Origin of the sequence: Kitasatospora sp. NPDC001540 (genome assembly GCF_042894345.1) — a bacterium.
Lineage (GTDB): Bacteria > Actinomycetota > Actinomycetes > Streptomycetales > Streptomycetaceae > Kitasatospora > Kitasatospora phosalacinea_C.
Genome location: NZ_JBIAVO010000027.1, coordinates 37,932 through 58,393, shown reverse-complemented (window position 1 = coordinate 58,393; position 20,462 = coordinate 37,932). Strand labels below are relative to the sequence as shown.

Here is a 20,462-nt window from a genome sequence, read left to right as displayed (position 1 = left end):
GGTGGCCGGAATTACTGCGCGACCTGGGTGATCTCGAACGGCACCGGCTGCTGCGCAGCGTGCGGGTGCTGGTCGCCCGAGTAGACCTTCAGCTTCGAGAGCATCTGACGGCCCAGGCTGTTCTTCGGAACCATGCCCTTGATGGCCTTCTCGACGGCCTTCTCCGGGTTGTTCGCGAGCAGGTCGTCGTAGCGGACCGAGCGGAGACCGCCCGGGAAGCCGCTGTGGCGGTAGGCCAGCTTCTGGGTCTTCTTGTTGCCCGAGAGGTGCACCTTGTCGGCGTTGATGATGATGACGAAGTCACCAGTGTCAACGTGCGGCGCGTAGATCGCCTTGTGCTTGCCCCGCAGGAGGTTGGCGGCCTGGGAGGCCAGGCGGCCGAGCACGACGTCGGTCGCGTCGATGACGTGCCACTGACGCTGGACGTCGCCGGGCTTGGGGCTGTACGTACGCACGGTCGTAGCCTTCGCTTTTCAGTGAGTGTGTCCTGACAGGAGCACCAAGGCCCGGGGCCTCCAGCCGACCTGCCCGGACGCAATTCGGGCAGCCGCTGGAGTTCGGCCTGTCGTCTCCGGCGTACCGACCTCTCACGTGAGATAGAGCGAGCCAATACGCACAACAGCGGCCAACGATACCGGGCAGGTGGCGCGGATTCCAAACCGGCCCGGCGGCGGGGGCACCGGACGGGCGGGTCAGCGGTCGCGGACGACCCGGGTCTCGTCCCAGACCGGCTCCGGGGCCTCGTAGACCCGGCCGTCCGAGCCGAACACCAGGAAGCGGTCGAAGCTCCGGGCGAACCAGCGGTCGTGGGTGACGCACAGCACGGTGCCGTCGAAGGCCTCCAGGCCCTGCTGCAGCGCCTCGGCGCTCTCCAGGTCCAGGTTGTCGGTCGGCTCGTCCAGCAGCAGCGCCGTCGAGCCGGACAGCTCCAGCTTGAGGATCATCAGCCGGGCCTGCTGCCCGCCGGACAGCGACTCGAACTTCTGCTCCTCCTGCCGGTCCAGCTCGTAGCGGCGCAGCGCGGACATCGCCGCGCCGCGGGAGAGCGCGTGCTCCTCCTCGACGATCGAGCGCACCGTGCGGCCGAGCAGCTCCGGATGGGCGTGGGTCTGCCGGAAGTGGCCCGGCACCACCCGGGCGCCGAGCTTCCAGCTGCCGCCGTGCCGCACCGACCCGTCCCCGGCCAGCAGCCGCAGGAAGTGCGACTTGCCGGAGCCGTTGGAGCCCAGCACCGCGACCCGCTCGCCGTAGAAGACCTCCAGGTCGAAGGGCTTCATCAGGCCGGTCAGCTCCAGGCCCTGCATGGTGAAGGCCCGCACGCCGGTGCGGCCGCCCTTGAGCCGCATGGTGATCGACTGCTCGCGCGGCGGCGCCTCGGGCGGGCCGGCGTCCTCGAACTTCCTCAGCCGGGTCTGCGCCGCGGCGTACCGGGAGGCCATCTCGTGGCTGACCGCGGCCGCCTGCCGGAGGGTGACCACCAGCTTCTTCAGCTTGGCGTGTTCCTCGTCCCAGCGGCGGCGCAGCTCCTCGAAGCGCTCGAAGCGGGCCTTGCGGGCCTCGTGGAAGGTGTCGAAACCGCCGCCGTGCACCCAGACGCTGGAGCCGGTCGCGCCGGACTCCACCGCGATGATCTTCTCGGCCGTGCGGGAGAGCAGCTCGCGGTCGTGCGAGATGTACAGCACCGTCTTGCCGGTGGCCCGGATGGCCTCCTCCAGCCAGCGCTTGCCCGGGACGTCCAGGTAGTTGTCCGGCTCGTCCAGCAGCAGCACCTCGTCCGGGCCGCGCAGCAGCGCCTCCAGCACCAGCCGCTTCTGCTCGCCGCCGGAGAGCGTGTTCAGGCCGCGCCACTGGGCCCGCTCGAACGGCATCCCGAGCGCGGCCGTGGTGCAGACGTCCCAGTCGGCCTCGTACTCGTAGCCGCCGGCGTCCGACCAGTCGGACAGCGCCTGGGCGTAGGCCATCTGCGACTTCTCGTCGTCCTGGGCGATCATCGCCAGCTCCGCGGCGTCCACCGCGCGGGCCGCGTCGGCGATCCGCTTCGGGGCGACGGAGACCAGCAGGTCGCGCACCGAGGCGTCGGCGGGCAGCGCGCCCGGAGCCTCCTCGGTGCTCTCCCGGCCGGTGGTGCCGACGAACTGGCGCATCACGCCCAGCCCGCCGGAGACCGTCACCGAGCCGCCGTGCGGCTGGACGTCGCCCGCGATCATCCGCAGCAGCGTGGTCTTGCCCGCGCCGTTCGCGCCGACCAGCGCGACGGCCGCGCCCTCGCCGACCCGGAAGGACGCGTCGTCGAACAGCACCCGCCCGTCCGGCAGGTAGTACTCCAGGTGCGAAATCTCGACGTGTCCCATGCGACGGAATTGTGCCAAGCCCCCACCCCGCGACAAAACGGATTACCCGCTCGCCGCTCCCCCGGCGGTCGCGCCCCCGACCGCGACCGGCAGCGTCCGCAGCCGCCGCGAGATCCGGTTCCGCTCGGCGAGCAGCTCGTCGGCCGGGTAGCCGACCTCCTCCAGGGTCAGCCCGTGCGGCCGGATCACGTTGACCGCCGAGTTCCGCACCCCGCCCGCCAGCACCTCGCCCGGGAACTCCACCGGCCGGTGCCCGTCGCCGACCAGCAGCATCGCCCCGACCAGCGAGCGCACCATGTTGTGGCAGAACGCGTCCGCCCGCACCGTGGCCACCGCCAGCGAGCCCTCCTGGGCCGCGTACGGGTCGATCGGCACCCGCTCCCAGTACAGCTCCAGCAGGGTGCGGATGGTGGTGGCGCCCTCGCGCTTCTTGCAGTACGCCGCGAAGTCGTGCTCGCCGACCAGCAGCGCCGCCGCCTCGTTCATCTTCTCCAGGTCCAGCGGCCGGTCGTGCCACAGCACGTGCCCGCGCAGCAGCGGGTCCACCCCGCCCGGGTGGTCGGCCACCCGGTACGCGTAGCGGCGCCAGATCGCGGCGAACCGGGCGTCGAAGCCGTGCGGCGCCTCGGAGACCCGGTACACCCGGACGTCGGCGGGCAGCCGCCCGGCCAGCCTGCGCAGCAGCTTCGCGCCGTGCTGGGCCCACAGCGCGTCCGGCAGGTCGACGTGGGCGACCTGGCCGCGGGCGTGCACCCCGGCGTCGGTGCGGCCCGCGACGGTCAGCGGGAAGTTCTCCTCGCTGCGCAGCACGACCCGCAGCGCTTCCTCCAACTCGCCCTGTACGGTGCGCCGTTCGCGCTGCCGGGCCCAACCGGAGAACTCCGCGCCGTGGTAGGCGAGGTCCAGCCGGATCCGGGTGTGCCCGTCCGCCGGGCCGTCCTTCACCGGCGGCAGCTCCGCGCAGTCGTTCACCACTCCCACTCCCACTCCCCTGTCCTGTGCCGTAGCCGGGATGCGAACGGGCCCGCTCCCCCGACGAGCGGGAGAACGGGCCCGGACGAAGACCTACGCGGAGGCTCAGGCCTCGGTGGTCTCGGCGGCCTCGTCGGCCTTGGTCTCCTCGGCCTCGGCGGCCTTGGTCTCGGCGGCCTTGGTCTCGGCCTCCTTGACGGAGCGCTTGGTGGCGGCCTCGGCCTCGGCGACGGTCGCCTTGGTGGCGATCTCGCCCTCGACCAGCTCGATCACGGCCATCGGGGCGTTGTCGCCACGACGGGAGCCGATCTTGGTGATGCGGGTGTAACCGCCGGGGCGGTTCTCGAACCGCGGGGCGATCTCGGTGAAGAGGGTGTGCAGCACCGACACGTCGGTGATGGTCTTGCGCACCAGGCGACGGTTGTGGATGTCGCCCTTCTTCGCCTTGGTGATCAGCTTCTCCGCCAGCGGGCGCAGGCGGCGGGCCTTGGCCTCGGTGGTGGTGATGCGGCCGTACTGGAACAGCTCGCGGGCCAGGCCGGCCAGCAGCAGCGGCTCGTGGGACGGGCCGCCGCCGAGACGGGCACCCTTGGTGGGACGGGGCATGGTTTAGCTCCTCGGATCTCCGACTGCGGCCGTACCAGGTACCGCAGCGGGCGTGCGGACACCGCGTCCGCACGACTTCTCACGCCACCGGAGGCGGCCCGGCGAAGGGCCGCCCCCGGTGTCGAAACTCAGTACTGCTCGGTCTCCGCGTAGCCCTGGTCGTCCAGGTCGTCGGCGCCGAAGGCGTCGGCGGCGGCGGTCGGGTCGAACCCGGGCGGGCTGTCCTTGAGGGCCAGGCCCATGCCGGCCAGCTTCGCCTTGACCTCGTCGATCGACTTCGCACCGAAGTTGCGGATGTCGAGCAGGTCGGCCTCCGAGCGGGCGACGAGCTCACCCACGGTGTGGATGCCCTCGCGCTTGAGGCAGTTGTAGGAGCGGACGGTGAGTTCCAGCTCCTCGATCGGCAGCGCCAGGTCCGCGGCCAGGGCGGCGTCCGTCGGGGACGGGCCCATGTCGATGCCCTCGGCGTCGACGTTCAGCTCGCGGGCCAGGCCGAACAGCTCGACCAGGGTCTTGCCCGCCGAGGCCATCGCGTCGCGCGGACGCATGGCCGGCTTGGTCTCGACGTCGACGATCAGCTTGTCGAAGTCGGTGCGCTGCTCGACACGGGTCGCCTCGACCTTGTAGGTGACCTTGAGCACCGGGCTGTAGATGGAGTCGACCGGGATGCGGCCGATCTCCTGGCCCGAGGCCTTGTTCTGCACGGCGGAGACGTAGCCGCGACCGCGCTCGACGGTCAGCTCCATCTCCAGCTTGCCCTTGCCGTTCAGCGTGGCGAGGACCAGCTCGGGGTTGTGCACCTCGACACCGGCCGGGGGCGCGATGTCGGCGGCGGTGACCACACCCGGACCCTGCTTGCGCAGGTACATCACGACCGGCTCGTCGTGCTCCGAGGAGACGACCAGCTGCTTGATGTTCAGGATGAGGTCGGTGACGTCCTCCTTGACGCCCGGCACGGTGGTGAACTCGTGCAGGACGCCGTCGATCCGGATGCTGGTGACGGCGGCACCCGGGATCGAGGAGAGGAGCGTGCGGCGGAGCGAGTTGCCGAGGGTGTAGCCGAAGCCCGGCTCCAGCGGCTCGATCACGAACCGCGAGCGGAACTCGTCGACGACCTCTTCGGTCAGCGAAGGACGCTGAGCGATCAGCATGTTCTGGATCCTCCAGTTGTCTTCGGCACCCACTATTTGATGCCGACAGAACTCAAGCGTACGGGCTCCCGCGACAAACGGGAGCCCGTACGAGGTTTAAAACACCGATCGCCTGGTGACCCCAGGCGTCGCGTCAGACGCGGCGGCGCTTCGGCGGACGGCAGCCGTTGTGCGGGGTGGGGGTGACGTCCTGGATCGAGCCCACCTCCAGGCCGGTGGCCTGGAGCGAGCGGATCGCGGTCTCGCGGCCGGAGCCCGGGCCCTTGACGAAGACGTCGACCTTGCGCATGCCGTGCTCCTGCGCGCGGCGGGCAGCGGCCTCGGCGGCCATCTGCGCGGCGAACGGGGTGGACTTGCGCGAGCCCTTGAAGCCCACGTGGCCGGCCGAGGCCCAGGAGATCACGTTGCCCGAGGGGTCGGTGATCGAAACGATGGTGTTGTTGAACGTGCTCTTGATGTGGGCGTGCCCGTGAGCGACGTTCTTCTTCTCCTTGCGGCGGATCTTCTTCGCGCCGGCAGCCTGACGACCCTTGGGGGGCATAAGTCTGTTCTCCTACTGAGGTGGTCGGTCCGCTAACCCGCGGGCCGGAGGGATGTCCGGTTGACGGGACGGACTACTTCTTGCCCGGCTTCTTCTTGCCGGCGATCGCGCGACGCGGGCCCTTGCGGGTACGCGCGTTGGTGTGGGTGCGCTGGCCACGGACGGGCAGGCCACGGCGGTGGCGCAGGCCCTCGTAGCAGCCGATCTCGACCTTGCGGCGGATGTCGGCGGCGACCTGGCGGCGGAGGTCACCCTCGACCTCGAAGTTCGCGTCGACGAACTTCTGCAGCTTGACGAGGTCGTCCTCGCTGATGTCGCGCACGCGGATGTCACCGCTCACGCCGGTCTCGGCGAGGGCCTGCTGGGCGCGGGTCTTGCCGATGCCGTACACGTAGGTGAGGGCGATCTCGATCCGCTTCTCGCGGGGGAGATCAACGCCGGAAAGGCGTGCCATTCAAGGCTCCTGTGGTTCTTTTCAGAGGTCTGACGCGCCGCCTACTCGCTGTCTCTCGACAGGGAGCCCCGGCCTCTGACCGGGGGTGGCAGTCCGTCCTGCCGGACGGATCGGGCGGCCCGCTTATGACGTTGGTGCGCGTCGCGCGAAGGTCCTACGAGAAATGCGGGGGGGAGATCAGCCCTGGCGCTGCTTGTGGCGCAGGTTGTCGCAGATCACCATGACCCGGCCGTGGCGGCGGATCACCTTGCACTTGTCGCAGATCTTCTTGACGCTCGGCTTGACCTTCATGACTCAGGTTCTCCGGGGTCTAGATCTGGCGTTGTTACTTGTAGCGGTAGACGATCCGGCCGCGGGTCAGGTCGTAGGGGCTGAGCTCCACCACGACCCGGTCATCCGGGAGGATGCGGATGTAGTGCATGCGCATCTTGCCGCTGATGTGCGCGAGGACCTTGTGACCGTTCTGCAGCTCGACCTTGAACATCGCGTTCGGAAGAGACTCGATCACGGTGCCCTCGATCTCAATGGCGCCTTGCTTCTTAGCCATGAACTGCGAGATCCACCCTTCGGGGTCCGGCTACCGTATGCGGAACGCTCGTGCGAACCAGGCTTCACCTCGGTCCGGGGTTGCCCCTGGGCCGAGGGCGTGCGCGAACACGCTACGAGAGAGCCGACGCACCATCGTAAACCAAGCACCGCACCGGAGCGAAATCAGCGCCGCCCGGCGCCGCCGCTCAGCGCTTGACGGCGACCTGGACCGGGACGACCGGCTGCACCACGGCCGTGCAGGCCGAGCAGCGGCGGGCGGCCTCGGGGATCTCGGTCAGGCACTCCGGGCAGGGGCGCTTGGGCACCGAGGGCTTCTTCGGCAGGTAGCGGGCGGTGGCCTTGGAGACCGGCAGCACCACGCAGAAGTACAGCACCGCGGCGGTCAGCACGAACGCGATCAGCACGTTCAGGAACTGGCCGTACGGGAAGGTGACGTCCGCCACCGTGAACTTGTAGGCGCTGAAGTCGCCCGCCGCGCCGACCACCACGCCCAGCACCGGGGTCAGGAAGGCGGTGACGAAGCCGGTGACCACGCCGGTGAAGGCGGCACCGATGACCACACCGACGGCCATGTCGATGACGTTGCCGCGCATCATGAAGTCGCGGAAACCCTTGAGCACTGTCTCTCCCTGGATAGCTGCAGGTATCAGCTGATGAAAATAGGACACGGGGCCCGGAGGACCAAACCCCCGGGCCCCGATCCCGCCCCGGTGAGAGAAGCGACTCAGCTCGCCGGGCTCAGCCCAGCGGGTCCGGCGCCGCGGTGACGCCCAGCTTGGCGAGCTCGGCCCGGCCGCCGTCGAAGGCGGTCAGCACCAGCGGACCCTGCTCGGTGACGGCCACCGAGTGCTCCCAGTGCGAGGCCCACGTCCCGTCGGTGGTGACGACCGTCCAGTCGTCCGCCAGCACCTCGGTGTGCGGGGTGCCGAGCGAGACCATCGGCTCGATGGCCAGCACGGTGCCCGGGACGAGCTTCATGCCCTTGCCGCGGCCCGCCACGTAGTTCAGCACGTGCGGCTCCATGTGCATCGCGGTGCCGATGCCGTGGCCGCCGTAGCCCTCGGTGATGCCCCACTTGCCCTTCGGCGGCAGCGGCTGGCGGCGGATGAAGCCCTCGATCGCCCGGGAGACGTCGACCAGCCGGTTGCCCTTCTTCATCTGGGCGATGCCCGCCCACATCGAGCCCTCGGTGACCTTCGACAGCATCACGTTCTCGGCGGCGGTCTCGCCGACCGCGACGGTGATCGCCGCGTCGCCGTGCCAGCCGTCCAGGATCGCCCCGCAGTCGATCGAGATCAGGTCGCCCGCCCTCAGCACCCGCTCGCCGGGGATGCCGTGCACGACCTCCTCGTTCACCGAGGCGCAGATCACGCCCGGGAACCACAGGCCGCCGTGGTCGGCGCGGAAGTTGGAGGTGGCGCCGTGCTTGGCGATGACCGCGTCGGCGATGTCGTTCAGCTCCCCGGTGGTCACCCCCGGGGCGACCGCCTCGCGGCAGGCCTTCAGCGCCTCGGCGACGACCAGCCCGGCCGCCCGCATCTTGGCGATCTGCTCGGGGGTCTTGATCTCCACCATCTGGTCAACGCCTTCCACGTTCTGTATCTCGGACTGCCCTCCACCGTACGACGCACGAGACGGCCGGGCCGCCCGCTTCGGGGCGACCCGGCCGTCTCGCGACGCGTCGTGGCGTCAGGCGTTCTTGTTCTTCTCCAGGGCGGCGACCGCGCGCTCGGTCACCTCGTCCACCTTGCCGAGGGCGGAGATGGTGACCAGCAGGCCCTGCTCCTGGTAGTAGCCGATGATCGGCTCGGTCTTGGAGTGGTACTCCTCCAGCCGGACCCGCACGGCCTCCTCGGTGTCGTCCGAGCGCTGGTACAGCTCGCCACCGCACTCGTCGCAGACGCCCTCGGTCTTCGGCGGGTTGTACACCACGTGGAACACGTGGGAGCCGTCGTTGCGGCACAGCCGGCGACCGGCGATCCGCTTGACGACCTCGTCCTCGGGGACCTCCAGGTCCAGCACCCCGTCCAGCGCGATGCCGTTCTCGGCCAGGATGGCGTCCAGCGCCTCGGCCTGGCCGAGGTTCCGCGGGAAGCCGTCCAGCAGGAAGCCGTTCGCGGCGTCCGGCTGGAGCATCCGGTCCTTGGCCATCCCGATGGTGACCTCGTCGGGCACCAGGCGCCCGGCGTCCATGTAGGACTTCGCCTCGACACCCAGCGGGGTGCCCTGGCTGATGTTGGCGCGGAACAGGTCACCGGTGGAGATGTGGGGAATGGACAGGGTCTTGGCCAGAACGTGCGCCTGAGTACCCTTCCCGGCCCCGGGGGGTCCGACGAGGACGATTCGCATCAGCGGAGGAACCCTTCGTAATTGCGCTGCTGGAGTTGGCTCTCGATCTGCTTCACAGTTTCGAGTCCGACGCCGACGACGATGAGCACGGAGGTGCCGCCGAACGGGAAGTTGGTCTGCTGTCCGAAGGCGACCAGGGCGACCATCGGGATCAACGCGATGAGGCCCAGGTAGAGGGAACCCGGCCACGTGATGCGGGTGAGCACGTAGTTCAGGTACTCGGCCGTCGGTCGGCCGGCCCGGATGCCCGGGATGAACCCACCATACTTCTTCATGTTGTCGGCAACTTCTTCGGGGTTGAAGGAGATCGCGACGTAGAAGAAGGCGAAGAAGACGATCAGCACGAAGTAGGTGGCCATGTAGACCGGGTGGTCACCCTTGACGAAGTGGTTCTTGATCCAGATCGCCCAGTCCGCCTGCGAGTTGGTCAGCTGCACCACCAGCGCGGGGATGTACAGCAGCGAGGAGGCGAAGATGACCGGGATCACGCCCGCCTGGTTGACCTTCAGCGGGATGTAGGTCGAGGTGCCGCCGAAGGAACGGCGCCCGACCATGCGCTTCGCGTACTGCACCGGGATCCGGCGCTGGGCCTGCTCGACGAAGATGACCAGGCAGACCACGATGATGCCGACCGCGATGACGGAGGCGAACTCGCCCCAACCGCCCAGCAGGCTGCCGGTCTTCTTGATCGACCACATCGAGCCCGGGAAGCCGGCCGCGATGGAGGTGAAGATCAGGATGGACATGCCGTTGCCGATGCCGCGGTCGGTGATGAGCTCACCCAGCCACATGATCACCGTGGTGCCCGCGGTCATGATGATGACCATGGTGGCGATCCGGAAGACCGACTGGTCCGGCACGATGTTGTTGCCCTGCGGGCAGCCGGAGAACAGCGCGCCGCTGGACGCGGTCGCCAGGATGCCGGTGCCCTGCAGCACGGCGAGGGCGATGGTCAGGTAGCGGGTGTACTGCGTGATCTTCGCGGTTCCGGCCTGCCCCTCCTTCTTCAGGGCCTCCAGCCGCGGGATGACCACGGTGAGGAGCTGCAGGATGATGCTCGCCGTGATGTACGGCATGATGCCGAGCGCGAAGATGGTCAGCTGCAGCAGCGCGTTGCCGCTGAACAGGTTGACCAGACCGAACAGTCCATCGCTTTGCTGCTTCACGCACTCGTGGACGGCCTGGAAGTTGATCCCGGGCATCGGAATGTGGGCGCCCAGCCGGAACAGCACCATGATGCCCAGCGTGAACAGCAGCTTCTTGCGCAGGTCGGGCGTCTGGAACGCCCGCGCGAACGCACTGAGCACGGTGCCTCCTGCGCCTCCCGCGCGTCGTCGGCGGAAGGGTCGGTCCTGATGTGGGGAAAGGGAACTTCACGGACTCTAACAGTGCCCGGGTCCCGGACAGAAGCGCGTGCAGCCGCTCCCCCACTCACGGGGTACGGCTTGCCCGGGTTTGACACACAAATCATCCGTGTGCAAGGGGCCGCAACGGCACCGGGCCCCGGCCCCTCTTTCGCAAGAGGGGGCCGGGGCCCGGTGTCTGTCCGTGCGTCGGATCGACGGCGTCAGAGCAGTTCGGTGACCGAACCGCCGGCCGCGTTGATCTTCTCGGCGGCGGAGCCGGAGACGGCGTCGACCGTCACCTGCAGCGCCACCGCGATGTCGCCCTGGCCGAGGACCTTGACGAGCTCGTTCTTGCGAACGGCGCCCTTCGCGATCAGGTCGGCCACGGTGACCTCGCCACCGTTCGGGTAGAGCTCGGCCAGGCGGTCCAGGTTCACGACCTGGAACTGCTTGTGGGCCGGGTTCTTGAAGCCCTTCAGCTTCGGCAGGCGCATGTGGAGGGGCATCTGGCCACCCTCGAAGCGCTGCGGAACCTGGTAGCGGGCCTTGGTGCCCTTGGTACCACGACCTGCAGTCTTGCCCTTGGAGCCCTCACCGCGACCAACACGGATCTTGTCCTTCTTGGCACCCGGGGCGGGCTTCAGGTTGTGGAGCTTGATCGGCGAGTCCGTCATGATCAGTCCACCTCCTCGACCGTGACGAGGTGGCGAACGGTGTGGACCATGCCGCGGATCTCCGGGCGGTCCTCCTTCACCACGGTGTCGTTCAGCCGCTTGAGGCCGAGCGAACGGAGGGTGTCACGGTGGTTCTGCTTGCTACCGATGTACGACTTGGTCTGGGTGACCTTCAGGCGAGCCATCAGGCGCTCACCCCAGCCGCACGGGCCCGGAGCAGCGCGGCCGGGGCCACGTCCTCCAGGGGCAGGCCACGACGGGCGGCGATCTCCTCGGGGCGCACGAGGCCCTTCAGAGCGGCCACCGTGGCGTGCACGATGTTGATCGCGTTGTCCGAGCCGAGCGACTTCGACAGGATGTCGTGAACGCCGGCGCACTCCAGGACGGCACGCACCGGGCCACCGGCGATGACACCGGTACCGGGGGACGCCGGCTTCAGCAGCACGACGCCGGCGGCCTTCTCGCCCTGGATGGGGTGCGGGATGGTGCCCTGGATACGGGGGACCTTGAAGAAGTTCTTCTTGGCCTCCTCAACGCCCTTGGCGATGGCGGCCGGAACCTCCTTCGCCTTGCCGTAACCGACACCCACGGTGCCGTCACCGTCGCCCACCACGACCAGCGCGGTGAAGCTGAAACGACGACCACCCTTGACAACCTTGGCGACACGGTTGATCGCGACGACGCGCTCGACGTAAGCGGTCTTCTCGGCGACGGGGGCGCCGCCCCGGTCGTCCCGCTTGCGGTCGCGCCGCTCGCCACCGGTGCCGCCGCCGGCGCCGCTACCGCGGCGCTGGGGTCCAGCCATTGGAATTACCTCTCTCGTTTACGTCCGCCGACAGAGTCGACGAGCGGCTTAGAAGTCGAGCCCGGACTCGCGGGCCGCGTCCGCCAGGGCGGCGATGCGGCCGGCGTACCGGTTGCCCGCGCGGTCGAAGACGACCGACTCGACGCCGGCGGCCTTGGCGCGCTCGGCGACCAGGCTTCCGACCTTCTTGGCCAGCTCGGTCTTGTCGCCCTCGGTGCCCTTGATGGACACGTCGAGGGTGGACGCCGACGCCAGGGTGTGACCCTTGGCGTCGTCGATGACCTGGGCGACCATGTGGCGGTTCGAACGCGTCACGACGAGGCGCGGACGCACCTCGGTGCCGACGACGCGCTTGCGAACGCGAATGGCACGGCGCTTGCGGGCGGCGTTCTTGTAGGCGTTGCCCTTGCCGATCTTGACAGAGACGCTCATCGCTTACTTACCACTCTTTCCGACCTTGCGGCGGATGACCTCGCCCGCGTACTTGACGCCCTTGGCCTTGTACGGGTCGGGCTTGCGCAGCTTGCGGATCTTCGCGGCGACCTCGCCGACCTTCTGCTTGTCGGTGCCGTCCACGTGGAACTTGGTGGGCGTCTCGACGACGAAGGAGATCCCCTCGGGCGCGGTGACCAGGATCGGGTGGCTGTAGCCCAGCGCGAACTCCATGTCGGAGCCCTTCGCCGTGACTCGGTAGCCGACGCCGCTGATCTCCAGCGACTTGCGGTAGCCCGCGGTCACGCCGGTGATCATGTTCGCCACCAGCGTGCGCGACAGGCCGTGCAGGGCCTTCGACTGACGCTCGTCGTTCGGGCGGGTGACGACCAGAGTGCCGTCCTCGCCCTTGCCGATCTCGATCGGCGCGGCGACGACGTGGGTGAGGGAGCCCTTGGGGCCCTTCACCGTGACCGTCTGGCCGTCGATGGTGACGTCCACACCAGCGGGAACCTGGATGGGCAGCCGTCCAATGCGCGACATTGCTGTACCTCCGTTTCCCGAATTACCAGACGTAGGCGAGAACTTCTCCGCCTACGCCCTTCTTGGCGGCCTGCTTGTCGGTCAGGAGGCCGGAGGACGTGGAGATGATCGCCACGCCCAGGCCGCCGAGCACCTTCGGCAGGTTGGTGGACTTTGCGTACACACGCAGACCCGGCTTGCTGATGCGCTTGATGCCGGCGATGGAACGCTCGCGGTTGGGACCGAACTTGAGCTCGATGGTCAGCTTCTTGCCGACCTCGCCCTCAGCCGGCTCCTCAACCTTGTAGGAGGAGATGTACCCCTCCTGCTGCAGGATCTCGGCGACGTGCGCCTTGATCTTGCTGGCCGGCATCGCCACGGAGTCGTGGTACGCCGAGTTCGCGTTACGCAGACGCGTGAGCATGTCTGCGATGGGGTCGGTCATGGTCATGGTGGCCTCAGGCCTCTCCCGCCGTGGTTTCTCCGCGCCAGGTCCCCCTCCGCGCACTCGGAGGAGTGCGAAAGGGGCACAAGCGCAGGGGACCTGCGACGTAGTAAGACTGGGTGTTGCGGGCCCTCGAAGGAAGGCCGCGGCTCGCCCGAAGGGGACGCCGCAGCAGGGGCCCGACCCCAACACCTTACGGGATCCCTCTCGGGAACCCAAAAGCGTCGAGGTCGGGCACACTGCTCGCCGATGTCAGAACAACCGGTAAGGGATTACCAGGAGCTCTTGGTCACGCCCGGCAGCTCGCCGCGGTGCGCCATCTCACGGAGGCACACACGGCACAGGCCGAACTTGCGGTACACCGAGTGCGGACGGCCGCAGCGCTGGCACCGGGTGTACGCCCGGACGCCGAACTTCGGCTTGCGCTCGGACTTAGCGATCAGGGCCTTCTTCGCCATGGCTCACGCCTCCTTGAACGGGAAGCCCAGAGCGCGCAGCAGCGCCCGGCCCTCATCGTCGGTCTGAGCGGTGGTCACGACGGTGATGTCCATACCGCGCTGACGGTCGACCTTGTCCTGGTCGATCTCGTGGAACATGACCTGCTCGGTCAGACCGAAGGTGTAGTTGCCACGGCCGTCGAACTGCTTGGGCGAGAGGCCGCGGAAGTCACGGATGCGCGGCAGGGCCAGCGACACCAGACGGTCCACGAACTCCCACATGCGGTCACCACGGAGGGTGACGTGGGCACCGATCGGCTGGCCCTCGCGCAGCTTGAACTGCGCGATGGACTTGCGGGCCTTGGTGACGGCCGGCTTCTGACCGGTGATCGCGGTCAGGTCCTTGATGGCACCCTCGATCAGCTTGCTGTCACGGGCGGCCTCGCCGACACCCATGTTGACCACGACCTTGACCAGGCCGGGGATCAGCATGACGTTCTCGTACGAGAACTGCTCGTGCAGCTGACCCTTGACCTCGGAGAGGTACTTCTCCTTGAGGCGGGGGGTCACCTTCTCAACAGTCGTCTCAGACATCAGATGTCCTCACCGGTCCGCTTGGCAACGCGGATCTTGTTGCCCTGGTCGTCAAAGCGGTAGCCGACGCGGGTGACGACCTTCTTGCCGTCCTTCTCCACGACCAGCTGGACGTTGGAGACGTGCACCGGGGCCTCGACGGTCACGATGCCACCCTGGGTGCCGGGGCCCGGCTTGGTGTGCTTCTTGACCCGGTTGACACCCTCGACCAGGACCTTGTTCTCAGCGGGGATGGCCTGGATGACCTTGCCCTGCTTGCCCTTGTCCTTGCCGGTGATGACCTGGACCAGGTCACCCTTCTTGATCTTCATGCTGTTCGCCATGAGATTAGAGCACCTCCGGCGCCAGCGAGATGATCTTCATGAACTTCTTGTCGCGCAGCTCGCGGCCCACCGGGCCGAAGATGCGGGTACCGCGGGGGTCGCCATCGGTGTTCTTGAGAACAACCGCGGCGTTCTCGTCGAAGCGGATGTACGAACCGTCCGGACGACGACGCTCCTTGACGGTGCGAACGACGACGCACTTCACGACGTCGCCCTTCTTCACCGAACCGCCGGGGATCGCGTCCTTGACGGTGGCGACGATGACGTCCCCGATACCGGCGTAGCGGCGACCGGAGCCACCGAGAACGCGGATGCAGAGAATCTCCTTGGCACCCGTGTTGTCGGCGACGCGCAGTCGCGACTCCTGCTGGATCACAGCTTTCTCCTGATCGTCAACAAGTGTTGACGGGCCGGCCGCTGCTCACACCCGCGCCCCTGGGGGCCTGGTGCACATACGGCCGTACCGCGAACAACCTTGTTACTTGGCCTTCTCGAGGATCTCGACGACGCGCCAGCGCTTCGTCGCGGACAGCGGCCGGGTCTCCATCAGGAGGACACGGTCGCCGACACCGCACGCGTTCTGCTCGTCGTGCGCCTTCAGCTTGTTGGTACGGCGGATGACCTTGCCGTACAGCGCGTGCTTGACGCGGTCCTCGACGGCGACGACGACGGTCTTGTCCATCTTGTCGCTGACGACCAGACCCTCACGGGTCTTGCGGAAACCGCGCGTCTCGTTGGTGTTCTCAGTCATCAGGCGTTCTCCACCGTCTCGATGCCCAGCTCGCGCTCGCGCATCAGGGTGTAGATCCGCGCGATGTCCTTACGGACCAGCCGGAGCCGTCCGTGGTTGTCGAGCTGCCCGGTCGCCGCCTGGAAGCGGAGGTTGAACAGCTCCTCCTTGGCCTCACGGAGCTTGGCAACGAGACCCTCGTTGTCCAGTTCGCGAAGCTCAGCAGCCTTGGTAGCGGCCGACATCAGCTCTCACCGTCCTCGCGCCGAACGATCCGGCACTTCATCGGAAGCTTGTGCGCGGCACGGGTGAGCGCCTCGCGAGCAATCTTCTCGTTCGGGTACGACAGTTCGAACATGACCCGACCCGGGTGCACGTTCGCGATCCACCACTCCGGCGAACCCTTACCGGAACCCATGCGGGTCTCGGCCGGCTTCTTGGTGAGCGGGCGGTCCGGGTAGATGTTGATCCAGACCTTGCCGCCACGACGGATGTGACGGGTGATCGCGATACGAGCGGACTCGATCTGGCGGTTCGTCACGTAGGCCGGGGTCACGGCCTGGATGCCGAACTGGCCGAACGCCAGCTCGGTGCCACCCTTGGCCGCGCCGCGGCGCTTCGGGTGGTGCTGCTTGCGGTGCTTGACCCGACGGGGGATCAGCATTGCGGTCAGGCCTCCGTTCCGGTGTTCTCAGCGGCAGCCGGAGCCTCGGCGACCGGGGCCGCAGCGGCCTCGGCAGCGGCGGGACGACGGCCACGGCCACCGCGCTCGCCACCACGGCCACCGCGCTCGCCGCCGCGGGCGGGACGACCGCCCTCGGGACGGGCCGGGCGGTTGCCGGAGCGGGCAGCGGCGTTCTCAGCGCGGACCTCGGCGATGTTCTTGACGTCGCCCTTGTAGATCCAGACCTTCACGCCGATGCGGCCGAAGGTGGTCTTGGCCTCGAAGAAGCCGTAGTCGACGTTCGCGCGCAGGGTGTGCAGCGGCACACGGCCCTCGCGGTAGAACTCCGAACGGCTCATCTCGGCGCCGCCGAGACGACCGGAGCACTGGACCTTGATGCCCTTGGCGCCGGCCTTCATCGTCGACTGCATGCTCTTGCGCATGGCGCGACGGAAGGAGACGCGGGAGGACAGCTGCTCCGCGACGCCCTGAGCCACGAGCTGGGCGTCCAGCTCGGGGTTCTTGACCTCGAGGATGTTCAGCTGGACCTGCTTGCCGGTCAGCTTCTCCAGGTTGCCCCGGATCTTGTCGGCCTCCGCGCCGCGGCGGCCGATCACGATGCCCGGACGGGCGGTGTGGATGTCCACGCGGACGCGGTCACGGGTGCGCTCGATCTCCACCTTCGAGATGCCGGCGCGCTCCATGCCCTTCGTCATGAGACGCCGGATGGCGACGTCTTCCTTGACGTAGTCCTTGTACAGCTTGTCGGCGTACCAGCGGGACTTGAAGTCCGTGCTGATGCCGAGGCGGAACCCGTGCGGGTTAACCTTCTGGCCCATTACCGGGTCCCTTCCTTGCTGCTGACGACCACGGTGATGTGGCTGGTCCGCTTGCGGATCCGGTAGGCACGGCCCTGGGCGCGCGGACGGAACCGCTTCAGGGTCGGACCCTCGTCAACGTACGCCTCGGAGATGTAGAGGTCGTCCACGTTGGAGTGGTTGTAGTTGTGCGCGGCGTTGGCGATGGCGCTGTTGAGCACCTTGCCGACCGGCACGGTGGCGGCCTGCGGAGCGAAACGCAGGACCGCCTGGGCCTCCGTGGCCGGCAGGCCACGGATGAGGTCCACCACGCGGCGGGCCTTCATGGGCGTGACGCGGATGTACCGCGCCTGGGCCCTGGCTTCCATGGTTGTCCCCTTAATGGAGTAAGTCACTTTGTCGTTCTGGCGCTACAGCTCGTAGAAGCGGGCCGCGACTAGCGACGCTTCGACTTGCGGTCTTCCTTCACGTGCCCCTTGAAGGTGCGCGTGGGAGCGAACTCGCCGAGCTTGTGGCCGACCATCGACTCGGTGACGAACACCGGGACGTGCTTGCGGCCATCGTGAACCGCGATCGTGTGGCCCAGCATGGCCGGGGAGATCACGGAACGACGGGACCAGGTCTTGATGACGTTCTGCGTGCCCGCCTCGTTCTGCACGTCCACCTTCTTCTGAAGGTGGTCGTCGATGAAGGGGCCCTTCTTGAGACTGCGCGGCATCTGACCTGCTCCTAGCGCTTCTTGTTGGTCTTGCGGCGGCGCACGATGAGCTTGTCCGACGCCTTGTTCGGGCGACGGGTGCGGCCCTCGGGCTTGCCCCACGGCGAGACCGGGTGGCGACCACCGGAGGTCTTACCCTCACCACCACCGTGCGGGTGGTCGATCGGGTTCATGGCCACACCGCGGACGGTCGGGCGAACGCCCTTCCACCGCATACGGCCGGCCTTGCCCCAGTTGATGTTCGACTGCTCGGCGTTGCCGACCTCGCCGACGGTCGCGCGGCAGCGCGCGTCCACCAGGCGGATCTCACCGGAGGGCATGCGCAGGTGCGCCATGCGGCCCTCACGGGCGAGCAGCTGGATGCCGGCACCCGCGGAGCGGGCCATCTTGGCGCCACCGCCGGGACGGAGCTCCACCGCGTGGATGGTGGTACCGACCGGGATGTTGCGGAGCGGCAGGTTGTTGCCCGGCTTGATGTCGGCGCCAGCGCCGTTCTCGATCCGGTCACCCTGCGCGACGCCACGGGGGGCGATGATGTAGCGCTTCTCGCCGTCCGCGTAGTGCAGGAGCGCGATGCGCGCGGTGCGGTTCGGGTCGTACTCGATGTGCGCGACCTTGGCCGGCACGCCGTCCTTGTCGTGACGACGGAAGTCGATCACGCGGTAGGCGCGCTTGTGACCGCCACCCTGGTGGCGAGCGGTGACACGACCGGCGTTGTTACGGCCGCCCTTGCTGTGCAGCGGGCGAACCAGCGACTTCTCCGGCGTGGACCGCGTGATTTCGACGAAGTCGGCCACGCTGGAGCCACGACGGCCCGGCGTAGTCGGCTTGTACTTGCGGATACCCATTTCTGTCCTCGTCCTTTACGACGATCGCAGTCCCTGACCCGAGGGTCAGGCGACCGGACCACCGAAGATGTCGATGCGGTTGCCCTCGGCCAGCGTCACGATCGCGCGCTTGGTGTCCTTGCGCTTGCCGAAACCGGTGCGGGAGCGCTTGCGCTTGCCCTGGCGGTTCAGCGTGTTCACGGCCTCGACCTTGACCGAGAAGACCGCCTCGACGGCCTGCTTGATCTGGGTCTTGTTGGCACCGGGAGCCACGACGAACGTGTACTTGTTCTCGTCGAGGAGCGAGTAGCTCTTCTCGGAGATGACCGGCTTGATCAGGACGTCACGGGGGTCCGTGAACGTCTTGGAGGTGATCTCGCTCATCAGGCGGCAGTCCCTTCGAGCTCGCCCTCAGCAGCAACGGCCTTGGCGGACGCGGCCGGACCGGCCACGAAACGCTCGAAGGCGGCCTGGGTGAAGACCACATCGTCGGAGACGAGCACGTCGTAGGTGTTCAGCTGGCCGGCGTCCAGGATGTGCACGTTCGGCAGGTTGCGAGCGGACAGGATGCCCAGCTCGTCCTCGCGCTCGACCACCAGGAGGAGGTTCTTGCGCTCGGAGATCTTGCCGAACAGGACCTTGGCGGCCTTGGTCGACGGAGCCTCGGTCGCGGTCACGCCGGTCACGACGTGGATGCGCTCGTGGCGGGCCCGGTCGGTGAGCGCGCTGCGCAGGGCGGCGGCGATCATCTTCTTCGGGGTCCGCTGCGAGTAGTCGCGCGGCACGGGACCGTGCACGACGCCACCACCGGCGAACTGCGGGGCGCGGGTCGAGCCCTGGCGGGCGCGGCCGGTGCCCTTCTGGCGGTACGGCTTCTTGCCGCCACCGCGGACCTCGCCACGACGCTTGACCTTGTGGGTGCCCTGGCGAGCCGCGGCGAGCTGCGCCACGACGACCTGGTGCATCAGCGGGACGCTGACCTTGGCGTCGAAGATCTCGGCGGGCAGCTCCAGGCTGCCGGCCTTGTCGCCGGAGGGCGACAGGATGTCAATGGTGCTCATATCCTTCACAGCCCCTTCGCCGCGGTGCGGACGAGGACGAGGCCGCCGTTCGGACCCGGGATCGCGCCCTTGATGAGGAGCAGGCCCTTCTCCGCGTCGACCGCGTGCACGGTCAGGTTCTGGGTGGTCACACGCTCGTGGCCCATCCGACCCGCCATGCGCAGGCCCTTGAACACACGGCCCGGGGTGGCGCAGCCACCGATGGAACCGGGCGAGCGGTGCTTGCGCTGGGTGCCGTGACCGGCGCCGAGGCCCTTGAAGTTGTGACGCTTCATGACACCGGCGAAGCCCTTGCCCTTGGAGGTGCCGGTCACGTCGACCTTGACACCCGCCTCGAAGGTCTCGGCGGTGACTTCCTGGCCCAGGGTGTACTCGGACGCGTCCGAGGTACGGATCTCGACCAGGTGGCGACGGGGGGTGACACCGGCCTTGGCGAAGTGGCCCTGGAGGGGCTTGTTCACCTTGCGGGGGTCGATCTCGCCGAAGCCGAGCTGCACGGCGTCGTAGCCGGCCGGGCTGTCGGCGGTGTGGACCTGGGTCACGACATTGGGCCCAGCCTTGACGACGGTCACCGGAACGACCCGGTTGTTCTCGTCCCAGACCTGGGTCATGCCGAGCTTCTCGCCCAGGATGCCCTTAATCTGCTTAGCCATCTTCGGTGCGCCTCTCAGAGCTTGATCTCGATGTCGACACCAGCCGGCAGGTCGAGACGCATCAGCGAGTCAACCGTCTTCGGCGTGGGGTCGAGGATGTCGATCAGACGCTTGTGAGTGCGCATCTCGAAGTGCTCGCGCGAGTCCTTGTACTTGTGCGGCGAGCGGATGACGCAGTACACGTTCTTCTCAGTGGGCAGCGGCACCGGGCCCGCGACCTGCGCACCAGTACGGATCACCGTCTCGACGATCTTCTTCGCCGAGGAGTCGATGACCTCGTGGTCGTAGGCCTTGAGCCGGATGCGGATCTTCTGTCCCGCCATGGCTACTTCGTAGTCCTTTGTGTCGTCCGTTGCTGCACGACTCCCCCTCCGACCCCCGCGCTCGGGCGTGTCGCACTCGCGCTTGCAAAAAACCGGCGAAACGATCTCGTCGGCTTC

General features: G+C 68.0%; 34 protein-coding genes. All 34 read right to left on the bottom strand.

What is annotated here, in order from left to right:
• Positions 1-11: 11 nt before the first annotated feature.
• Positions 12-455, bottom strand: a complete 444-nt coding sequence (rplM, locus tag ACFY00_RS27220) for a 50S ribosomal protein L13 (protein ID WP_014136251.1) — start codon at positions 453-455, stop codon at positions 12-14.
• A gap of 237 nt (positions 456-692) precedes the next feature.
• A complete protein-coding gene (locus ACFY00_RS27215; RefSeq protein ID WP_388034160.1) occupies positions 693-2,351 on the bottom strand; it encodes an ABC-F family ATP-binding cassette domain-containing protein in 1,659 nt (552 codons plus the stop codon).
• Positions 2,352-2,393: 42 nt separating this feature from the next.
• Positions 2,394-3,326, bottom strand: a complete 933-nt coding sequence (gene truA, locus ACFY00_RS27210; RefSeq protein ID WP_388034201.1) for a tRNA pseudouridine(38-40) synthase TruA — start codon at positions 3,324-3,326, stop codon at positions 2,394-2,396.
• Positions 3,327-3,428: 102 nt separating this feature from the next.
• A complete protein-coding gene (gene rplQ, locus ACFY00_RS27205; RefSeq protein ID WP_388034159.1) occupies positions 3,429-3,929 on the bottom strand; it encodes a 50S ribosomal protein L17 in 501 nt (166 codons plus the stop codon).
• A gap of 128 nt (positions 3,930-4,057) precedes the next feature.
• On the bottom strand, positions 4,058-5,080 hold the full coding sequence (locus ACFY00_RS27200; RefSeq protein ID WP_030457404.1) for a DNA-directed RNA polymerase subunit alpha: 1,023 nt from the start codon (positions 5,078-5,080) through the stop codon (positions 4,058-4,060).
• Between the two features lie 133 nt (positions 5,081-5,213).
• Positions 5,214-5,621, bottom strand: a complete 408-nt coding sequence (gene rpsK, locus ACFY00_RS27195) for a 30S ribosomal protein S11 (RefSeq protein WP_014136257.1) — start codon at positions 5,619-5,621, stop codon at positions 5,214-5,216.
• 73 nt (positions 5,622-5,694) lie between these two features.
• Positions 5,695-6,075 carry a 30S ribosomal protein S13 gene (rpsM, locus tag ACFY00_RS27190; RefSeq protein WP_033250918.1) on the bottom strand — a complete coding sequence of 127 codons (381 nt, stop codon included), beginning with the start codon at positions 6,073-6,075 and terminating at the stop codon, positions 5,695-5,697.
• A gap of 177 nt (positions 6,076-6,252) precedes the next feature.
• A complete protein-coding gene (gene rpmJ / locus ACFY00_RS27185; protein WP_003956441.1) occupies positions 6,253-6,366 on the bottom strand; it encodes a 50S ribosomal protein L36 in 114 nt (37 codons plus the stop codon).
• 34 nt (positions 6,367-6,400) lie between these two features.
• Positions 6,401-6,622 (bottom strand): translation initiation factor IF-1, encoded by a 222-nt coding sequence (infA, locus tag ACFY00_RS27180; RefSeq protein ID WP_003956442.1) that lies wholly within the window; start codon positions 6,620-6,622, stop codon positions 6,401-6,403.
• 187 nt (positions 6,623-6,809) lie between these two features.
• Positions 6,810-7,244 (bottom strand): large conductance mechanosensitive channel protein MscL, encoded by a 435-nt coding sequence (mscL, locus tag ACFY00_RS27175; protein WP_388034158.1) that lies wholly within the window; start codon positions 7,242-7,244, stop codon positions 6,810-6,812.
• 118 nt (positions 7,245-7,362) lie between these two features.
• Positions 7,363-8,199, bottom strand: a complete 837-nt coding sequence (gene map / locus ACFY00_RS27170) for a type I methionyl aminopeptidase (RefSeq protein ID WP_285737077.1) — start codon at positions 8,197-8,199, stop codon at positions 7,363-7,365.
• A 114-nt stretch (positions 8,200-8,313) separates the two neighbouring features.
• Positions 8,314-8,973, bottom strand: coding sequence for an adenylate kinase (locus tag ACFY00_RS27165; RefSeq protein WP_388034157.1), 660 nt, complete (start codon positions 8,971-8,973; stop codon positions 8,314-8,316).
• Positions 8,973-10,280 (bottom strand): preprotein translocase subunit SecY, encoded by a 1,308-nt coding sequence (secY, locus tag ACFY00_RS27160; protein ID WP_388034156.1) that lies wholly within the window; start codon positions 10,278-10,280, stop codon positions 8,973-8,975. Before secY ends, ACFY00_RS27165 begins: the two co-directional genes overlap by 1 nt.
• Positions 10,281-10,540: 260 nt before the next feature.
• On the bottom strand, positions 10,541-10,993 hold the full coding sequence (gene rplO / locus ACFY00_RS27155) for a 50S ribosomal protein L15 (RefSeq protein WP_388034155.1): 453 nt from the start codon (positions 10,991-10,993) through the stop codon (positions 10,541-10,543).
• Positions 10,994-10,995: 2 nt separating this feature from the next.
• Positions 10,996-11,178: a 50S ribosomal protein L30 gene (gene rpmD / locus ACFY00_RS27150; RefSeq protein ID WP_014136270.1), complete on the bottom strand. Its 183-nt coding sequence runs from the start codon at positions 11,176-11,178 to the stop codon at positions 10,996-10,998.
• The gene (gene rpsE, locus ACFY00_RS27145; protein WP_014136271.1) at positions 11,178-11,798 is read right to left on the bottom strand and encodes a 30S ribosomal protein S5; all 621 of its coding nucleotides are present in this window, start codon (positions 11,796-11,798) and stop codon (positions 11,178-11,180) included. Before rpsE ends, rpmD begins: the two co-directional genes overlap by 1 nt.
• 48 nt (positions 11,799-11,846) lie before the next feature.
• Positions 11,847-12,230, bottom strand: a complete 384-nt coding sequence (gene rplR, locus ACFY00_RS27140; protein ID WP_014136272.1) for a 50S ribosomal protein L18 — start codon at positions 12,228-12,230, stop codon at positions 11,847-11,849.
• Positions 12,231-12,233: 3 nt separating this feature from the next.
• On the bottom strand, positions 12,234-12,773 hold the full coding sequence (gene rplF, locus ACFY00_RS27135) for a 50S ribosomal protein L6 (protein ID WP_285737073.1): 540 nt from the start codon (positions 12,771-12,773) through the stop codon (positions 12,234-12,236).
• Between the two features lie 22 nt (positions 12,774-12,795).
• Positions 12,796-13,203, bottom strand: coding sequence for a 30S ribosomal protein S8 (gene rpsH / locus ACFY00_RS27130; RefSeq protein WP_238862988.1), 408 nt, complete (start codon positions 13,201-13,203; stop codon positions 12,796-12,798).
• 266 nt (positions 13,204-13,469) lie between these two features.
• On the bottom strand, positions 13,470-13,655 hold the full coding sequence (locus ACFY00_RS27125; RefSeq protein WP_008747480.1) for a type Z 30S ribosomal protein S14: 186 nt from the start codon (positions 13,653-13,655) through the stop codon (positions 13,470-13,472).
• Between the two features lie 3 nt (positions 13,656-13,658).
• Positions 13,659-14,228 carry a 50S ribosomal protein L5 gene (gene rplE / locus ACFY00_RS27120; protein ID WP_030457412.1) on the bottom strand — a complete coding sequence of 190 codons (570 nt, stop codon included), beginning with the start codon at positions 14,226-14,228 and terminating at the stop codon, positions 13,659-13,661.
• Positions 14,228-14,539 carry a 50S ribosomal protein L24 gene (rplX, locus tag ACFY00_RS27115; protein ID WP_033214113.1) on the bottom strand — a complete coding sequence of 104 codons (312 nt, stop codon included), beginning with the start codon at positions 14,537-14,539 and terminating at the stop codon, positions 14,228-14,230. Before rplX ends, rplE begins: the two co-directional genes overlap by 1 nt.
• 16 nt (positions 14,540-14,555) lie before the next feature.
• Entirely contained in the window at positions 14,556-14,927 is a 372-nt protein-coding gene (rplN, locus tag ACFY00_RS27110) for a 50S ribosomal protein L14 (RefSeq protein ID WP_030300391.1), read from the bottom strand.
• Positions 14,928-15,029: 102 nt separating this feature from the next.
• Positions 15,030-15,302, bottom strand: coding sequence for a 30S ribosomal protein S17 (gene rpsQ, locus ACFY00_RS27105; RefSeq protein WP_014136278.1), 273 nt, complete (start codon positions 15,300-15,302; stop codon positions 15,030-15,032).
• Positions 15,302-15,526 (bottom strand): 50S ribosomal protein L29, encoded by a 225-nt coding sequence (gene rpmC, locus ACFY00_RS27100; protein ID WP_014136279.1) that lies wholly within the window; start codon positions 15,524-15,526, stop codon positions 15,302-15,304. The genes rpsQ and rpmC overlap by 1 nt, the downstream gene beginning before the upstream one ends.
• Positions 15,526-15,945: a 50S ribosomal protein L16 gene (gene rplP / locus ACFY00_RS27095; protein ID WP_030457415.1), complete on the bottom strand. Its 420-nt coding sequence runs from the start codon at positions 15,943-15,945 to the stop codon at positions 15,526-15,528. Before rplP ends, rpmC begins: the two co-directional genes overlap by 1 nt.
• Positions 15,946-15,950: 5 nt before the next feature.
• Complete coding sequence (rpsC, locus tag ACFY00_RS27090) at positions 15,951-16,784, bottom strand: 30S ribosomal protein S3 (protein WP_388034154.1); 834 nt, start codon at positions 16,782-16,784, stop codon at positions 15,951-15,953.
• Positions 16,784-17,131 (bottom strand): 50S ribosomal protein L22, encoded by a 348-nt coding sequence (gene rplV / locus ACFY00_RS27085; protein WP_014136282.1) that lies wholly within the window; start codon positions 17,129-17,131, stop codon positions 16,784-16,786. The genes rpsC and rplV overlap by 1 nt, the downstream gene beginning before the upstream one ends.
• A 68-nt stretch (positions 17,132-17,199) precedes the next feature.
• Positions 17,200-17,481: a 30S ribosomal protein S19 gene (rpsS, locus tag ACFY00_RS27080; protein WP_014136283.1), complete on the bottom strand. Its 282-nt coding sequence runs from the start codon at positions 17,479-17,481 to the stop codon at positions 17,200-17,202.
• 11 nt (positions 17,482-17,492) lie between these two features.
• Entirely contained in the window at positions 17,493-18,329 is an 837-nt protein-coding gene (gene rplB / locus ACFY00_RS27075) for a 50S ribosomal protein L2 (RefSeq protein WP_033214016.1), read from the bottom strand.
• A 45-nt stretch (positions 18,330-18,374) separates the two neighbouring features.
• Positions 18,375-18,692: a 50S ribosomal protein L23 gene (gene rplW, locus ACFY00_RS27070; RefSeq protein ID WP_033214018.1), complete on the bottom strand. Its 318-nt coding sequence runs from the start codon at positions 18,690-18,692 to the stop codon at positions 18,375-18,377.
• Complete coding sequence (gene rplD, locus ACFY00_RS27065) at positions 18,692-19,369, bottom strand: 50S ribosomal protein L4 (RefSeq protein ID WP_033250908.1); 678 nt, start codon at positions 19,367-19,369, stop codon at positions 18,692-18,694. Before rplD ends, rplW begins: the two co-directional genes overlap by 1 nt.
• A 5-nt stretch (positions 19,370-19,374) precedes the next feature.
• On the bottom strand, positions 19,375-20,022 hold the full coding sequence (rplC, locus tag ACFY00_RS27060; RefSeq protein WP_285737069.1) for a 50S ribosomal protein L3: 648 nt from the start codon (positions 20,020-20,022) through the stop codon (positions 19,375-19,377).
• 14 nt (positions 20,023-20,036) lie between these two features.
• A complete protein-coding gene (rpsJ, locus tag ACFY00_RS27055; protein ID WP_012785157.1) occupies positions 20,037-20,345 on the bottom strand; it encodes a 30S ribosomal protein S10 in 309 nt (102 codons plus the stop codon).
• Between the last annotated feature and the right edge of the window lie 117 nt (positions 20,346-20,462).

Bases quoted from the DNA above. Each gene is read 5' to 3' on its own strand.
- ACFY00_RS27215 (WP_388034160.1), bottom strand. From the start codon at position 2,351: ATGGGACACGTCGAGATTTCGCACCTGGAGTACTACCTGCCGGACGGG.
- rplQ (WP_388034159.1), bottom strand. From the start codon at position 3,929: ATGCCCCGTCCCACCAAGGGTGCCCGTCTCGGCGGCGGCCCGTCCCAC.
- ACFY00_RS27200 (WP_030457404.1), bottom strand. From the start codon at position 5,080: ATGCTGATCGCTCAGCGTCCTTCGCTGACCGAAGAGGTCGTCGACGAG.
- rpsK (WP_014136257.1), bottom strand. From the start codon at position 5,621: ATGCCCCCCAAGGGTCGTCAGGCTGCCGGCGCGAAGAAGATCCGCCGC.
- rpsM (WP_033250918.1), bottom strand. From the start codon at position 6,075: ATGGCACGCCTTTCCGGCGTTGATCTCCCCCGCGAGAAGCGGATCGAG.
- rpmJ (WP_003956441.1), bottom strand. From the start codon at position 6,366: ATGAAGGTCAAGCCGAGCGTCAAGAAGATCTGCGACAAGTGCAAGGTG.
- infA (WP_003956442.1), bottom strand. From the start codon at position 6,622: ATGGCTAAGAAGCAAGGCGCCATTGAGATCGAGGGCACCGTGATCGAG.
- map (WP_285737077.1), bottom strand. From the start codon at position 8,199: ATGGTGGAGATCAAGACCCCCGAGCAGATCGCCAAGATGCGGGCGGCC.
- ACFY00_RS27165 (WP_388034157.1), bottom strand. From the start codon at position 8,973: ATGCGAATCGTCCTCGTCGGACCCCCCGGGGCCGGGAAGGGTACTCAG.
- rplO (WP_388034155.1), bottom strand. From the start codon at position 10,993: ATGACGGACTCGCCGATCAAGCTCCACAACCTGAAGCCCGCCCCGGGT.
- rpmD (WP_014136270.1), bottom strand. From the start codon at position 11,178: ATGGCTCGCCTGAAGGTCACCCAGACCAAGTCGTACATCGGTAGCAAG.
- rpsE (WP_014136271.1), bottom strand. From the start codon at position 11,798: ATGGCTGGACCCCAGCGCCGCGGTAGCGGCGCCGGCGGCGGCACCGGT.
- rplR (WP_014136272.1), bottom strand. From the start codon at position 12,230: ATGAGCGTCTCTGTCAAGATCGGCAAGGGCAACGCCTACAAGAACGCC.
- rplF (WP_285737073.1), bottom strand. From the start codon at position 12,773: ATGTCGCGCATTGGACGGCTGCCCATCCAGGTTCCCGCTGGTGTGGAC.
- rpsH (WP_238862988.1), bottom strand. From the start codon at position 13,203: ATGACCATGACCGACCCCATCGCAGACATGCTCACGCGTCTGCGTAAC.
- ACFY00_RS27125 (WP_008747480.1), bottom strand. From the start codon at position 13,655: ATGGCGAAGAAGGCCCTGATCGCTAAGTCCGAGCGCAAGCCGAAGTTC.
- rplE (WP_030457412.1), bottom strand. From the start codon at position 14,228: ATGTCTGAGACGACTGTTGAGAAGGTGACCCCCCGCCTCAAGGAGAAG.
- rplX (WP_033214113.1), bottom strand. From the start codon at position 14,539: ATGAAGATCAAGAAGGGTGACCTGGTCCAGGTCATCACCGGCAAGGAC.
- rpsQ (WP_014136278.1), bottom strand. From the start codon at position 15,302: ATGACTGAGAACACCAACGAGACGCGCGGTTTCCGCAAGACCCGTGAG.
- rpmC (WP_014136279.1), bottom strand. From the start codon at position 15,526: ATGTCGGCCGCTACCAAGGCTGCTGAGCTTCGCGAACTGGACAACGAG.
- rplP (WP_030457415.1), bottom strand. From the start codon at position 15,945: ATGCTGATCCCCCGTCGGGTCAAGCACCGCAAGCAGCACCACCCGAAG.
- rpsC (WP_388034154.1), bottom strand. From the start codon at position 16,784: ATGGGCCAGAAGGTTAACCCGCACGGGTTCCGCCTCGGCATCAGCACG.
- rplV (WP_014136282.1), bottom strand. From the start codon at position 17,131: ATGGAAGCCAGGGCCCAGGCGCGGTACATCCGCGTCACGCCCATGAAG.
- rpsS (WP_014136283.1), bottom strand. From the start codon at position 17,481: ATGCCGCGCAGTCTCAAGAAGGGCCCCTTCATCGACGACCACCTTCAG.
- rplB (WP_033214016.1), bottom strand. From the start codon at position 18,329: ATGGGTATCCGCAAGTACAAGCCGACTACGCCGGGCCGTCGTGGCTCC.
- rplW (WP_033214018.1), bottom strand. From the start codon at position 18,692: ATGAGCGAGATCACCTCCAAGACGTTCACGGACCCCCGTGACGTCCTG.
- rplD (WP_033250908.1), bottom strand. From the start codon at position 19,369: ATGAGCACCATTGACATCCTGTCGCCCTCCGGCGACAAGGCCGGCAGC.
- rplC (WP_285737069.1), bottom strand. From the start codon at position 20,022: ATGGCTAAGCAGATTAAGGGCATCCTGGGCGAGAAGCTCGGCATGACC.
- rpsJ (WP_012785157.1), bottom strand. From the start codon at position 20,345: ATGGCGGGACAGAAGATCCGCATCCGGCTCAAGGCCTACGACCACGAG.